General features: G+C 53.2%; 11 protein-coding genes. 6 read left to right on the top strand and 5 right to left on the bottom strand.

The window, feature by feature from the left end:
• Positions 1-49 precede the first annotated feature (49 nt).
• Genes ACI1P1_RS24775 through ACI1P1_RS24760 form a run of 4 tightly spaced genes read left to right on the top strand, consistent with a single transcriptional unit; the run spans position 50 to position 4,500 of the window.
• Positions 50-964, top strand: a complete 915-nt coding sequence (locus ACI1P1_RS24775; RefSeq protein WP_416219224.1) for an ABC transporter permease — start codon at positions 50-52, stop codon at positions 962-964.
• An 18-nt stretch (positions 965-982) separates the two neighbouring features.
• Positions 983-1,900 carry a carbohydrate ABC transporter permease gene (locus ACI1P1_RS24770; protein WP_416219156.1) on the top strand — a complete coding sequence of 306 codons (918 nt, stop codon included), beginning with the start codon at positions 983-985 and terminating at the stop codon, positions 1,898-1,900.
• Between the two features lie 43 nt (positions 1,901-1,943).
• Entirely contained in the window at positions 1,944-3,680 is a 1,737-nt protein-coding gene (locus tag ACI1P1_RS24765; RefSeq protein ID WP_416219155.1) for an SGNH/GDSL hydrolase family protein, read from the top strand.
• A gap of 31 nt (positions 3,681-3,711) precedes the next feature.
• Complete coding sequence (locus ACI1P1_RS24760; protein WP_416219154.1) at positions 3,712-4,500, top strand: alpha/beta hydrolase; 789 nt, start codon at positions 3,712-3,714, stop codon at positions 4,498-4,500.
• A gap of 80 nt (positions 4,501-4,580) precedes the next feature.
• Here ACI1P1_RS24760 and xynC read toward each other — a convergent pair whose 3' ends face one another.
• The 4 genes from xynC to ACI1P1_RS24740 form a co-directional block, all read right to left on the bottom strand.
• Complete coding sequence (gene xynC, locus ACI1P1_RS24755; protein WP_416219152.1) at positions 4,581-6,260, bottom strand: glucuronoarabinoxylan endo-1,4-beta-xylanase XynC; 1,680 nt, start codon at positions 6,258-6,260, stop codon at positions 4,581-4,583.
• A gap of 635 nt (positions 6,261-6,895) precedes the next feature.
• Positions 6,896-8,092 (bottom strand): glycosyltransferase family 4 protein, encoded by a 1,197-nt coding sequence (locus tag ACI1P1_RS24750; RefSeq protein ID WP_416219151.1) that lies wholly within the window; start codon positions 8,090-8,092, stop codon positions 6,896-6,898.
• Between the two features lie 107 nt (positions 8,093-8,199).
• Positions 8,200-10,014, bottom strand: a complete 1,815-nt coding sequence (locus ACI1P1_RS24745) for a glycoside hydrolase family 43 protein (RefSeq protein WP_416219150.1) — start codon at positions 10,012-10,014, stop codon at positions 8,200-8,202.
• Positions 10,015-10,159: 145 nt separating this feature from the next.
• Positions 10,160-11,116, bottom strand: a complete 957-nt coding sequence (locus ACI1P1_RS24740; RefSeq protein ID WP_416219148.1) for a glycosyltransferase family 2 protein — start codon at positions 11,114-11,116, stop codon at positions 10,160-10,162.
• A 162-nt stretch (positions 11,117-11,278) separates the two neighbouring features.
• Between ACI1P1_RS24740 and ACI1P1_RS24735 the strand changes: the two genes are divergently transcribed.
• Positions 11,279-12,187: a hypothetical protein gene (locus tag ACI1P1_RS24735; protein ID WP_416219146.1), complete on the top strand. Its 909-nt coding sequence runs from the start codon at positions 11,279-11,281 to the stop codon at positions 12,185-12,187.
• Positions 12,188-12,211: 24 nt separating this feature from the next.
• On the top strand, positions 12,212-12,934 hold the full coding sequence (locus ACI1P1_RS24730; RefSeq protein ID WP_416219144.1) for a hypothetical protein: 723 nt from the start codon (positions 12,212-12,214) through the stop codon (positions 12,932-12,934).
• A 35-nt stretch (positions 12,935-12,969) separates the two neighbouring features.
• Here ACI1P1_RS24730 and arfA read toward each other — a convergent pair whose 3' ends face one another.
• Positions 12,970-14,478, bottom strand: coding sequence for an arabinosylfuranosidase ArfA (arfA, locus tag ACI1P1_RS24725; RefSeq protein ID WP_416219142.1), 1,509 nt, complete (start codon positions 14,476-14,478; stop codon positions 12,970-12,972).
• Positions 14,479-14,587: the final 109 nt, after the last annotated feature.

The following is a 14,587-nucleotide window of genomic DNA, read 5'->3' as shown; positions in this document are numbered from 1 at the left end:
GCATACTGGAACAGTTCTAACAGCGCCTGGGGCAGCTGCGGAAAAACAAATAAAAAGACCGTTATTTTTGAAGCGGGTAATCCAGCAGAGGGCTCTTGTGTTTATGTCCATACCGTTTGTATTGTGGGCTTTTCTTTTTAAGTATGTGCCCCTGTGGGGCTGGAGCATGGCCTTCCAAAAATACAGACCGGCCAAAGCGTTTATGGATCAGGAATGGATAGGGATGAAGAACTTCAAGTTTTTGTTCGAGGACGACACCTTCTACCGGGTACTCCGCAATACGCTGGCTATGAGCTGCATCAAGCTTGTGCTGGGTTTTTTCACCGCCATTACGCTGGCGATTCTGCTGAATGAATTGAAGAATATTGTTTTTAAGCGGGTTGTCCAAACCATCAGCTACCTGCCTCATTTTATTTCGTGGGTGGTGGCATCCAGCATTGTGCTGATGGTATTGTCGCCGGAGGGCATTATCAATTTGATCCTGACCAAGCTGCATATTATCGATCAGCCAATCTTATGGATGGCTAAGGGAAGTTATTTCTGGGGGATTCTCGGTGTCAGTGAAGTCTGGAAGGATGTAGGCTGGAACACCATCATCTATCTGGCCGCCATCACCACCATCGACCCCTCCCAATATGAGGCTGCGGAAATTGACGGGGCCAGCCGTTTTCAACGGATCCGCCACATTACCCTGCCCGGCCTGAAGCCGGTGATTATTATTCTGCTGATCATGAACATGGGGAGCATTCTGGAATCGGGATTCGAGCCGCAGTATCTGCTGGGCAACGGGATGAATGCGGATTATTCCGAAAACCTTGAAATATTCGTGCTGAAATACGGTATGGCCATGAGCAACTTTTCCTTGGGTACGGCAGCGGGCATGTTCAAAACGGTGGTCAGCTTTATCTTTTTGTTCAGCGCCAACTACATTGCTAAAAAAATGGGCGAAAGCCGGCTGTTTTAGAAGGGAGATTATACCATCATGTCGAAAACTAAATCATCCCGCCTGCGCTACAACAGCTTAGGCGACAAGATATTCGATACCTGCAACATCATCTTTATGCTTTGTCTGGTAACTGTAACGTTATATCCATTTATAAACATGTTTGCCATTTCCTTCAATGATGCCAATGATGCCATTAAAGGCGGCATTTATTTGTGGCCGCGGATGTGGACGTGGAGCAATTACCAGTACATTTTTAATGAATCGGCGATTTACCATTCTACCTTTATTTCGGTTATCCGCACAGTGCTGGGGACGGTCATCTCCGTATTCTGCACGGCTATGCTGGCGTATACGCTGAGCCGTCAGGATTATGTGCTGCGCAAGTTTGTCACCATGTTTTTCGTATTCACCATGTATTTTAGCGGGGGGCTTATCCCGGGTTATCTGCTCATCAAGAATCTGGGCTTGACCGACAGCTTCTGGGTGTACATCATTCCCGGCATCATCGGCGTATTCAATATGATCGTCATCCGATCCTTCATTGAAGGGCTGCCGGAGGGCATTCTGGAATCGGCGCGGATCGACGGAGCGGGGGAATTCACCACCTTCCTGCGTGTGGTGCTGCCCCTGACGGTGCCGTCCTTGGCTACAGTTTCCCTCTTTGTGGCCGTAGGCCAATGGAACTCCTGGTTCGATGTGTTTCTGTATAACTCCTCCAACCAGCAGCTTAGCACACTGCAATACGAGCTGATGAAGATTCTGCAGACCTCCAATACGGCAACTACCCAGAGTGCTGCGGATATTTACGCCCAAAGCTCCTCCACCCATACCGTTACCCCTACGTCCATCCGGGCCACCATGACGATTGTAGCCAGTGTGCCCATCCTGATGGTATATCCCTTCGTACAAAAGTATTTTGTGCAGGGCATGACGGTTGGCGGCGTGAAGGGCTGATGGCCGGGATGAGATTCCCATGCCAAAAGAGAGGATTGATCACGTGAACGATCAAACAATGGCTGCCGGTGCTTCCCGGGAGGGGCCGGCAGCCCCCAAGGACCCTATAGCCAAACGGAGCGGCTTCTACATCATGTATGAAGCGAAGATTGAAGGTGTCACCAGGCCGTGGGGCGTCCACTCCCAGGAAATCTATTTGGAGGGACGGCTGGTGGACCAGGCCCGTTACACCGGCGGTGTAACGGATGAATCGGTGCTGGAGCTGCTGAAATCCACGGAAGGGTTCCGGCGGCTGGTGCACAGCATTGGTGTGTCGGTCCGTCCGGACAAGGCGGGGACTCCAAGTATAGCCTTCACCATGCAGCATTATGCCAAAACGGACCGGTTTCAGGCAGGCACCTGCTTAACGGCCTCCTGCCCGGGAGACGGGTCCGAAACCCTGCTCCTCCTGGAGGACTTCACCTGGTCCGCGGATGACGATGTTCCAGGCAAGCTAGTGTTCGAGTTTGAGGAACCGGGGGAAACGGCCTCCGCCAGTGTGGTGTTTTACCTGAATGACGGCTATGAGGTCCCAGAGGTGGAGGTTGAGCCTCCTGTTGCTTACGGCTCCGCCGCTTATAACGAGGTGATCGCCAAGTCCTTCCTGAATCTGGGCAATACCAGGAGATTGAAGGCGGCCATTGAGAAGGCGAAGAGTGGGGAAGAGGTTACTCTGGCCTACATCGGCGGCTCCATTACCCAAGGAGCGGGTGCCGTTCCGGTTCATAACCAAAGCTATGTCTATAAGTCCTATGAGCAGTTCAAACAAAGGTTCGGCGCCGCAGATGGTGCCCGGGTCCGCTTGATCAAGGCGGGGTTGGGCGGGACACCCTCGGAGCTGGGCCTTGTCCGCTATGAGCGGGATGTGCTCCGGGAGGGAGACGTTGAGCCGGATGTGGTGGTTATTGAATTTGCGGTGAATGACGCCGGGGACGAAACACAGGGAGTCTGCTACGAAAGTCTGGTGTTGAAGGCATTGGACGGGGCCAAGCAGCCTGCCGTGATCCTGCTGTTCAGCGTATTCGTGAACGATTGGAATCTCCAGGAGCGGCTGGCGCCGATTGGCTGGCATTACGATCTGCCTATGGTCAGCGTGAAGGAAGCGGTGGTGGAGCAGTTCCGGCTGTCCAAGCAGCAGGGCAATGTCATCTCGAAAAAGCAGTTCTTCTACGACATCTATCATCCCGCCAATGCCGGACATCAGGTGATGGCCGATTGTCTGGGGCTGCTGTTTGAGAAGGCGGACCAAGCTGTGCTCTCCCCGGAGGACATCTGTCTGGACCAGCCGCCACTTCTCGGGGACGAGTACAGGGATATCCGATTGCTGGACCGCCGGAATGGAGAGGAGCCTGCTCGAATCTCCGCCGGAGGCTTCGGGGAATCCGACAGCGATCTGCAGCTGGCTCCGTTGGATGGAGAGACGTTTGCAACACCCCAGTTCCCGTATAATTGGATGCATACTGACGCTTCCGGTGATGAGAGCTTCCGGATGGAGCTCGGCTGCAAACGGCTGATTCTGGTATTTAAGGATTCGGGCAGTTGCCAATTCGGCAAAGCCCTTGTGCGGGTGGATGGCCAAGCAGTCCTTACCGCCGATCCGCATGTGAATAACTGGACCCACTGCAATGCCGTGATTCTATTGAATGAAGCGGAGACCCGCGAGCACCTGATCGAGATCACCATGGCCTCCGGTGATGAGGATAAGCAGTTTACCATCCTGGGCTTTGGGGTTGTTCAGTAACGTATCCCGCCTATAAAAGGAGTGTCCGATTGTGGCCAACCTGCAGATGGAATATTATTCAAAAAGCTTAAAACGACAGGTTTCCTTTTCCGCTGTGATTCCGGCAGAACGGCTGGAGCCGCCTTCACCGGAGCGCAAGGGGCTGAGGTCCCTCTACCTGCTCCACGGTTATGCCGGCAGCCATACCGACTGGCTCTATTTTACCCGGATTCGGGAGCTGGCGGAGAAGCATCACATTGCGGTTTTTATGCCATCCGGGGAAAACCACTTCTACCTGGATGATGAGGATAAGGGGGAGCGGCACGGCGAGTTCATCGGCAGCGAGCTGGTGGAGCTGACCCGCAGCCTGTTCCCTTTAAGCCGGGAGCGGGGGGATACCTTCATCGGAGGCCTGTCCATGGGCGGCTTCGGAGCGATCCGCAACGGGCTAAAGTACAACGGCAGCTTCGGCCGGATTATCGCCTTATCCTCGGCCTTGATTCTCCACGGGATAGCGGGGATCGGTCCGGACTTTCATAATGGGATAGCGGGATATGGTTATTACCGCAGGGTATTCGGCGATTTGAACGCCGTATTGGGAAGCGATAAGGATCCCGAGGCACTGGTCCAGGCGCTGAAGGCGGCCGGGGCAGAGCTGCCGCAGATCTATATGGCATGCGGCACCGAGGATTTTTTGCTGGAGCAAAACCGGTTGTTCCACGTTTTCCTAACCGGGGAAGGGGTCGCTCATACCTACAAGGAAAGTCCCGGCGCCCATACGTGGGATTTTTGGAATACGTATATTGCGGAAGCGCTGGAATGGGCTTTGGCCGCGGACTAGACACCCGCTTCGGCGGATAATCATCCCCCGCTGTTGGCGAGAAGGCCAACGTCGGGGGATTTTGCCAAGTGTCGGGGAGATTATTGCGCGGTTACGGTAATGCTGTCCACATTGGGCCCTTCGGTGCCGGTGGTGACCAGCTTCAGCGTATTGGTTTCGGTATTCATCGGCACCTGGATCGTGAGCTCGCCCCAGGCGGACCAGCTGCCTGTAGCAGCGAAGGCTTGGTTTGCAATCACCTTGGTGCCGTTCACCAACACATCCAGATTGCGGGTGCCGGTGTCCAACGCGTACCGGATCTTTACATTTTTGGTGCCGGCCGTGGCGCAGTAGAGGCTGTTCCATTGGATAGCTGCGCCGGTGGAGGCGTTGAAGTTCACATAACCTGAGCCGTTATAGCCGGCATTGACGGTTTCCGCAGCGGCACTGGTCAGGGTAGTCCCCGTTTCCGCCTCATAGGTGGTGCCGCTTGAGCTGCCGCCTGCCGTATAGTCGGCAACGAAGGTGGTGACGCTTTGGGCCGGGAGCTGGGCGGTGAAGGAGCCATTGGACACGCTGATGGGCGAACCTGCCGCCAGATTCCGGGTGGCATCCGTCAACCAGGAGGAGACGGTGGAGGCGGTGCCGTTCTGAATGGTGAAGCTTTGGCTGGCTGCCGAGTTGCCGCGGTTAATAGCCACGATCACAGCCTTGTTGCCGCCTTTGTAAGCCGAAACATAAATATTGGTGTTGGGATTTTTGGTGGCATCCACACGCACATAGCCTGGACGGACAAACTTGGAGAAGTGGGCCATATTGTAGCCGCGTTTGCTGATGGTTCCATCCTCTTTCATAGGGCCGTACTGGCGGCGGATATACCACCAGACATAGGCTTGGAACTCACCGTCCACCATAGCGTTGTTAATGTGGTAGGACACATCCAGCGCTTCCGGCCACCGGTCGGCGGAGTTGTTGTCGCTGTTAGGATAATAGACCTCCGTCATCCACAGGTCCTTGCCGGTTCCCTTTTGCTTAAACAGGGGATAAGGGAAATTGCTGAATTGTGTGCCGTACAGATGGGCTCCCAGAATGTCCATATTAGCCAGCGCCTGGGGATCGTTCAGAATCGGATCGGACATGTTCTTGAGATAGGAAAAGGATTCCGGGGCGATGACGCGGCAGTTGATGGATCCTGCGTTTTCCTTCATAAAACGGAGCATTTCCTCCGGTGTCCACCAGGTCCACGTATGGGCATAGTCGGGTTCGTTCTGGACGGAAATAGCATAGAGATCCACTCCGTTATTCTTCATATACGTGACAAAATCGTTGAGATGCTGGGCATAAGCGGCGTATTTGTCGTAACGGAGGCGTTTGGCGGCAGTGTCGCCATTGTGGTTGAAGGTTTCCGTCATGTCGCTGGGCGGATTCCAGGGGGAAGCGAACACAATGGCTCCGCGGGCGATGGCTGCTTTGGCTGTATCCAGCTCCCTGGACCAGTTGTTCTTGTTCTCGTCCACATAAATTCGCAGCACGGAAAAACCCAGCTGATTGGCTCCGTTGCCAAAGGCGGTTTCCCGCTGGGCAGCGGTCAAGTCGCCGATCCAGGCGGGATGGTTGATGCCGCCGAAGCCGCGGATCACTTGCTTCTCCGCCGACAAATTCACCACCGCGTCGCTGGCTGCCGAAACCTCGCTGGCAATCGGAACCGACAATAACAGGGATAAGGCCGTCGCTCCCGCCAACAGGGCGGAAAAGGACTTTTTCAGACGCGACACAAACATTAAATCATCTCCTTCTAGAATGGTTGGAATATAATGCGCTGTTTCCGGTTGTTTCTCCCTGTTTGCTCCTTTCATAAATCAGAATGGTGATCACGCGTGGGCTTCTGTTAAAAATTAGGAGGTTGCGCTTGATTAAAAGATACCATAATGGCTACTAATATGTAAATATATATAATTTATTTCAAAATTTAACGATTTTCTTTTTCTGGAGCGAATACAGAAATAAAAAAGAGAGTACCGGATCGTAGAACCGGCACACTCTTTTGAGCAAACACAAAAGCCCCAGCTTCGTTGCGAGGGAGAAGCTTTTACGGACCATGTTACGTGAGAGATTCTAACGGCGGCCAAAGACCTTATTTACGCTAAAACACCACTTTCCAAATTGTAACGGCGGTCACAGCCGCTATTTAGACCAATTGCCCTGCTGCGAGCCCTTTTTTAGCCCAATAACGGCTTCTGCTTCCGTTAGATTTTGCAGTCCCCCGTTTTGGGGCAAATAGCGGCTCTCACCGCCGTTAGGAACAGCAGCACAGCATCAGCACCAGTCTGCACTCCCGTTTACCCAAGGGAAAAGCGAAGCGGCGGTTGTATGGAGCAGGCTGTGTTTCCCGCTAAAAAACAGGTTTGGGGCGATGTTAACTCAGCTTCTCCGATTCTATCTCCGCCAGCCCGGTGACCCGGGTAATGGTTCTCTCATACAACCCCTCTACCGTTTTGGCAAAACGGAGCCCGGTCAGCTCGGACACGGAGTGGCGGGCTTCCGCCGCCAGCCGCTCCTGCAGATAACGGTCCGTGAGAACCGCATCCGTATACCGGAGGAAGTCGGCCTGCTCCCGGAACATGAAGCCATTGCCCCCATGTCGGAGAACCCCATCCAGACATGGATCCGCCATTGCTATTACAGGCAATCCGGAGGCCAGCGCCTCCGTGTAGGTCATACCTTGGGTTTCGCTCTGGGAGGCGTTAATAAACACATCACCCAGCCTGTAATACAGAGGGACCCGGTCCCACAGCACTTCCCCAGCAAAAATGGTTTGCCCGCTGATGCCGTATTCCGCGGCAGCCTCCTCAAGCCGCTTCCGCTCGGGGCCGTCTCCCACCAGGAGCAGCTTCACCCGCTCCTTGCCCGGCAGATAATCCTGCAGGTAACCCAGCAGAGCCTCCACATTCTTTTCTTTGGCTAATCTCCCGATATAGAGCAGGACCCGGTCACCGACCGCAATCCCCAGGGATGTCCGCAGTTCATCCAGTTGTCCGTCTGAGGCGACAGCGCTGCTACCGAAACGGCTGACATCGATGGGAGTAGGCGCTATAGCGATATCCGGACGGACGCCGTAGGTCAGCAATAAGCTCTTTACCTTTTCTGTGGGGACAATCACCTGATCGGCGGAATTGCAAAAACGGGTGCTGATGGACCGGGCCAGTTTTTTGGCCGCGGGCTCCAGCACCCCGAGCTTGATAATATAATGGGTATAGTTTTCGTAGATGGTATGGTAGGTGTGCACAAAAGGAATATGCAGGAGCTTCGCCAGCGTTCTGCCCAGCAATCCTAAGGAAAATTCGGTGTGGGTGTGAATCACATCCAGACCCAGCCTGCGGATAAATTGGATGGTTCGCGGCTGGATGAAGATGCCGATGCGTCTGGAGCTGGCAAACGGAAGGCTGGTGACACGGAAGACGCCGGGCTCATGCTCGTCAGCGCCCGGATCGGTAGTTGTGAACACATATACCTGATGCCCCAGCTTCTCCAGCAGTCTTTTATGCATCAGCACGGATGTGGCTACACCGTTAATTTGCGGATAATAGGTTTCCGTAAAAAGCCCGATCTTCATGTGCTACGCTCCCCCTCAAGTAGGATGAGAACAGTCCACCCGTCAGTCTCATCATACAGGAAGGAAATGTGCTTGCGGTAAAAATTTTGTTAACGGATCATTAAATCCTACAATTTCACCGGCACCATGAGTCCATCGGGGCCAAAACCCAGCGGATCAATGCACACCTCGCGGTGGAAGCCCTTGCCCTCCGTGAAACGGGCGAGGGGGGTAACAAACCGGTGATAGGCGATCCAATACTTATCCGTATCCGGCTCATGGAGGATGGAGTGATGTCCGGTGCCCAGCATATCCTTCGCCTTGTTTTTGACCAGGACGGGATAGCGGTAGGTGACAGGGCCGTAGAGATCTTCTGCGGTGCCGTAATTAATGTGGTAATCCTCGCTGCCCGTATCGTCGCAGGACCAGGTGAAGTGATACAGCCCGTCACGCTTGAGCACCGTTACCGCTTCGCGGAAGTCGTACAGCCCCTCCAGATTGCGCATGGTCTCCTCCACGACGCTCACCATATCCTCATTCAGCTTGACGATAGCCGCATGGCTGTTGCCGAAGAGCAGATACACCTCCCCGTTATCCTCCACATAGATGGATGGATCGATGGCTTGGGCCATGGAGATGCCCAGTCGGCCCAACAGCTCCATAGTGATCAGGGGAAGAGGCTCCGCCCGGAACGGGCCGGCGGGAGCGTCGGCGACGGCAACACCGATGGCGCTTTTACCGTCTGTTCCTTTGCCGCAGAAGTAATAGTAGTATTTGCCGTTGCGGGAGGCGATACAAGGTGCCCACGCGCTGCCTAACGCCCAAGGAACATCCTCGGTAGCCAGATCCAGAATGACACCTTCGTCCTTCCACAGCTTCAGATCGTCGGAGGAGAATACATGAAATTGGGTACCGGACCACTTATCGAAGCCGTCGGTGGTGGGGTACAGGTAATAGCGACCGTCGAATTTGGCCAAATCGGGATCGGCGAACTGGCCGGGCAGCACCTGGTGTCCGTCTCCGTATGCGGCTAACAGCCTGCTGCATTCGTCGCGGGTAATGGGCAAAACGCCGCCGTGGCGCTTTTTGGTGGTACCCATATCAAATTCACTGTCGTCAAGTATCCGGAATTCCCCGCTGGCCAGATCGGACGTAACCAGAGGCAAATACCCCTTGCCGGCGGCAAAACGGTCCACAATAAGGCACCATTCCTCGCGGTCATTAAACTTGAAGATTTCCGGTCCTTCCACACCCAGGAGCTCCTCCAGCACAGGAGCGGAGATAGGAACAAAGGCATCCTTGTCCAAGGTAGAGCCCTGCTCTACCCGGATATTCTTGGTGGTTTCATCCTTGGAATACCGGTAGTAGACGCCGTTATGGAGCAGGATGGTGGTATCAATAATATGGTTATCCCGTTCAATGTACTTTTCCGTAGGGGTAAAGCTGCGGAAGTCCTTGGTGCGGGAGCTGTAAATTTTATGCTTCGGCTCGGATTCCTGCTGTTCCTTGGTGGAAGAGGCCCAGAAAACCAGGAATTCTCCTGACGCTTCCTCATAGATGGCTTCAGGCGCCCACAGGCAGCCTGCTCCGGGTATGGCCAGAGTAACCGCCCAAGGAGAGGACCAGTTCACCAGGTCGGCGGATTCCCAGATAATCATGTCCCGGCTTCCGGCATGGACGGCGGTGGCCCAGCCTTTGCCGTTGGCTACGCGGAGATCGGTGGCAATCAGGTAGAACTTGTCCGCTTGCGGGTCCCGTACCAGAAACGGGTCGCGGGCTCCTTTTTCGCCTAATTCAGAACGGAGCACCGGTAAACCCTCGTTTAAGTCCTTCCAATGCAGCCCGTCCTCGCTATAAGCAAAATAGACCTGTTCTCCGTCAGGCTGCTCTCCGATAAAATGGGCCATTAAATAGCCGGAATAGTTGTTCTTTGGCTGTGTCAATTCCATGTTCCCTCCATACATCGGTTGTGTTACTGAAAAGTATAGGGGCCTGTCCCACACGGAGCAATAGAATATCCGGCGAAAAACTGACCTATTGTGTTAAAAAACGAAGCCAGGCGCCTGTTAAGGAATCCTGGCTTCGTCGTTATTGGTTATGTTTGACATACCAATCCGCAGGTTTGTTCACCCACACGTATTCATATAATGTTTCGGGAATACGGACTTGCTGCCGGATATCCATTGCGATGCGATACGCCCATTCATCATCTTCCCCATAGCTGCTGTCCGCAAACCGGTGGCGGGCCGCCAAACGTCTGGCATGGCACATAAGATGGTTCGGCTTACGGTAGTAATACTCTCCGTCAGAGCCATAATTGTATTCTATCCCGTATTTGCAAAGCTTGGCATAAACACCTTCCAGGAAAACGGCAACATCAAAAACGAAGCAGTCTGCTGCAGGGTTTTCTTCAATATAACGGAGCAAGGTATCCACGTAATGGGGTTTAAGCTGGTCATCGTCGTCAACGAACGTAATAAACCTTCCCTGAGCCTGTTCAATAAGCAGGTTTCGCTTTGCGCCAATTGTTCTTTTCCGGTTTTCTGTGGCAACAAGCAGCTCTACCGGCTTATCGCCAATCTGCTGCTGCAACTCGTGCATGACCCGGTTCAATGCTTCTGCACGTTCGGGTAAGGAGGGAATCAATACCGATAAGGCGATGTCTTTTTTTCGTTCCGCCCCTGGAGTTTGCTGGGTATACAATTGGCGGTAATATTGCTGATTGTAAACGATGCTGGGATGGTCCGGATAATAACGCGCGGCCATTTCATTATGATAATGTGCCTTAACCGTGTCCCCTGTCTGATGGTAACAGAAGCAAAGCTTCAAATGCGGCAGCCATGTCCGGCTTGCCTGATCTGTACCAGCTTGCTCCGGCATGGAAGCGGCCAATTGAAACCAAAAGATTGCGGACGCCCATTCTTGTGTTTTTACGAAATGTTCCCCCAACTGGTAACACTGGTCTGAAGTCGGTATTCCTTTTGGGAATGCCAATAATGCATTGTTTATGGAGTCATTGGGGTGAAGCCTGGATTCATTCTCCATGGATCGTTGTCCCTCCCGGCCGGTTGCTTTCCTAATTCTAGTGTATGAACCGCCCGATTCCCGATATGACTTTTGGAAGTCCACAAAGTCCACATTTGTGCGAATGGATTACCGGGGTGGAGAATAATCTTTTACTGTGAGTGACAAGGAGAGGTGGAGCCAATGAATTATTTTCAAAACAGGGTGGAGGGAAAGGAGGGGCTTTGCAATCAGTTAATGGCTGTTTTCCGCACACTGACAGAAGCATTTCACTCCGGTGGCCGGAATGAACCATCGTGCATTTTGCTTGCCGACGGACAAACCCGCAGGAGCGTGGATTCGGAGCAGGAGCCTTATTTTTTGCCCTTGCCTATTGATGCATTTATAGATGTACCCCAATTGGAAAAGGTACTTGCCACTAAGCATGTTTCCCTCCGGCGTGTGCAGGATTTGCAAGCAGAACAGGTGCAGCCTGTTTTATGCTCACGCTTTGCCATCCGTTCCATGACGCAGGAGGAGTCCCGTGATACAGGGGTATGGATTGCAACGTCATTCCCTTTTGCCGCAAAGCCGCTGAAGCTGGCTCAATGGATTATCGACAAAATGTCCTTTTATCCTGCGTGGTCTGCACTTCAACTGCGGATCGAGGGTGATATGCTGCATTTTCCTGAAGTGAGTAGTATCGGACTGGATGCGTATGCCATCCAACAGGTAGATCTGGCCTCTGAATGTATGGCCCGGATTCCCGGCTTAAAGGCGGTTTATGTAGCGACAGGGGCGCAGGGAGATAAATTCAAAACCGTTTCCAATGAATTGACCAAACACTTCCCTCAATTAGAAGTGAAAAATAAAGCCGCCATGCTCCGCTTGTCACCTGAATTGTGGCAGGAGTTTGAAGACCTGTCTCTCGAGGAGCAGGCCTTGGTAGATTGGCTGGTATGCGTGGGGGCTCCCTATTTTCTCGGACCGCATGTAACCTCTTTTTCTTATCTGGCCGGATACATCCGGCATTACCGCGGTTTTGAACCCGAAGCTACTCAACTCTGGCCTGCTTACCAGAACGCATGGGAAAGCTGGTTTCCCCGGGTTTGACAGAACAGAAAGGGTGTGAACTTGTTGTCTTCTGTGGACATAACCTTCGAAACCAAATGCTACGAAAAGGATTGGCGCATCATTCTGACCACGGATTGGCTGGAACGAATGATTGGACAAAACCTGTATGATTTTAAGGAACGGATTCTTCATATTAATAACGTGTCGGATTCAAAACTGGTGGCACAGCATGCGGAACGGCTGGTGGCCAAAGGGATCCTGACTTCCTATTCCATAGTGGCTGACTATGAGAAGCAGGTGCTGGATTTTTTTGGTCTCCGTGAAGAGGACTTTAAGGGGGGGTATTACTACTCCATTGCCGAGCTTGTAGCCATTCATAACTGCAAAACAGAATATTTGCTGCATTACGCAGGGGATTGTATGTTGGCTGCACCTCTGGATTGGATTGAACCATCATTGGAGATCTTCCGGCAGCACCCCAACGTCAAGGTGTTCAATCCGGTTTGGAACGGGAATGTTGTTGAAGCAGAAGAGGTAGCTTTTGCGGAAAGCAGGGACTTTTATTGGGGATACGGATTCTCCGATCAGTGTTATCTGATTCGGGCAGCGGATTTCAAAAAGCGCATTTATGGGGAAACCCATCCGGCATCCGAACGTTATCCCGCCTATGGGGGGGAGTTGTTTGAGAAACGTGTGGATGCCTGGATGAGAACCTGTGGGCATTACAGACTGACCTATAAGCATGGCAGCTATATCCATCATTGGGACATGGTCAAAGATGGGTAAGAGGAAGATAAATGGATACAGCTGAATTTACACTCTTATTGTTTAACCTCTAACCGGATCACGTTCCACGAGGCCTTGCTGAGGCGGGCTTCCACCCGGCTGCCGTCTGTCCGGGCATTCCCTTGGTTATGAGGCTGCACCTGCTGCGGCTGCTCCAGCGTATTCACTGCCTTCAAATCCTCATGCTCCAGCACCAGATGCTCCAGCACCTTCACTCCGCCGAAGCTGCGCAGGTCAACCTGCAGGTCCAGCTCCTCCGTCAGATGGCGGTTAACCGCAAAGACCGTTACCTGCGACAACTCCTCATTATAAACGGCAATAGCCTCCAGGTACGGCACATCGGTAAAGTCCTTGGAATCGTATTTGGGCGAACGGATAATGGGATGAAGTACGGTCCCTCTGCCGTACAGGGAGGCATGCAGGTAAGGATAATAGGTGGTTTGCAGCCAAAGCCCGCCCCCGGTTACCGTGGTAATCGGGGCAATGGTGTTGATGAGCTGGGCCAAACAGCCCACCTTCACCCGGTCCGCATGCTTCAGAAGGGAGATCAGTAGACAGCCCACCATCAGGGCATCCTCCATATTATACATATCCTCGAATTCCGGCGGCGCCACCTGCCAGCGCTCCGAGGCCCGGCTGGTTCCGATGGTCTTCCAGACATTCCACTCATCCATGGAGAGATAGATTTTCTTCTTGGAGCGTTTCTTCGCCTGGACATAGTCGCAGATGGAGGCCACGCTGTCGATAAATTGGTCCATATCCAGGGATTTGGCCAGGAAATTATCTGTTTCGTCCTTGTTGTTATTATAGTAGGTGTGCAGCGAAAGATAGTCCACCTGGTCGTAGGTAAGGTCCAACACGGTGGCCTCCCAGTCCGCAAAGGTGGTCATGCCTCTGTTGGAGCTTCCGCAGGCGACCAGCTCAATGGACGGGTCCACCCATTTCATGACCTTGGCGGTTTCGTTGGCGATCCGCCCGTATTCCACGGCGGTTTTGGCGCCGATCTGCCAAGGGCCATCCATTTCATTGCCGAGGCACCAGGTTTTGAACCGGTGGGGCTCCTTGTAGCCATGGGCAATCCGCAGGTCGCTGTAATAGGAGCCTGAGGGGTGATTGCAGTATTCCACCAGATTCCGGGCTTCATCCGGCCCGCGGGTGCCCAGATTCACCGCCATCATTACCTCGGATCCGGCCAGCTTGGCCCAGTCGGCGAATTCATTGGTGCCCATCTGGTTGGTTTCCGTGGTCCACCAGGCCAGCTCCAGCTTTTGCTTGCGCTCCGCCTTGGGACCCACACCATCCTCCCAGTTGTAGCCGGAGACAAAGTTCCCGCCGGGGTATCGGATAATCGGCACCTGCAGCCTGCGGATAGCCTCCAGCGCATCGCCGCGGAAGCCGTTGACATCCGCCGTGGGATGTCCCGGCTCATAAATTCCCCCATAGACAGCACGGCCCAGATGCTCAATAAAGGAGCCGAAAATCCGCTTATCCACCTCCGAAATGACAAAATCCTTATCCACTGTCATGCTTGCCTGCAGCTTCATGGGAAATCCCCTCTCTTGAATTAATGAAAACATTAATTTAAAATGGCATTATTGGCAACATAGATTTATCATACCTTTTTGAAATAATCAATATCTAAGTTTAAGGCAT

Source organism: Paenibacillus mesotrionivorans, assembly GCF_046098205.1.
Lineage (GTDB): Bacteria > Bacillota > Bacilli > Paenibacillales > NBRC-103111 > Paenibacillus_AR > Paenibacillus_AR mesotrionivorans.
The sequence above is the reverse complement of the archived record's forward strand: the minus strand, read 5'-3'. Positions and strand labels throughout refer to the sequence as shown.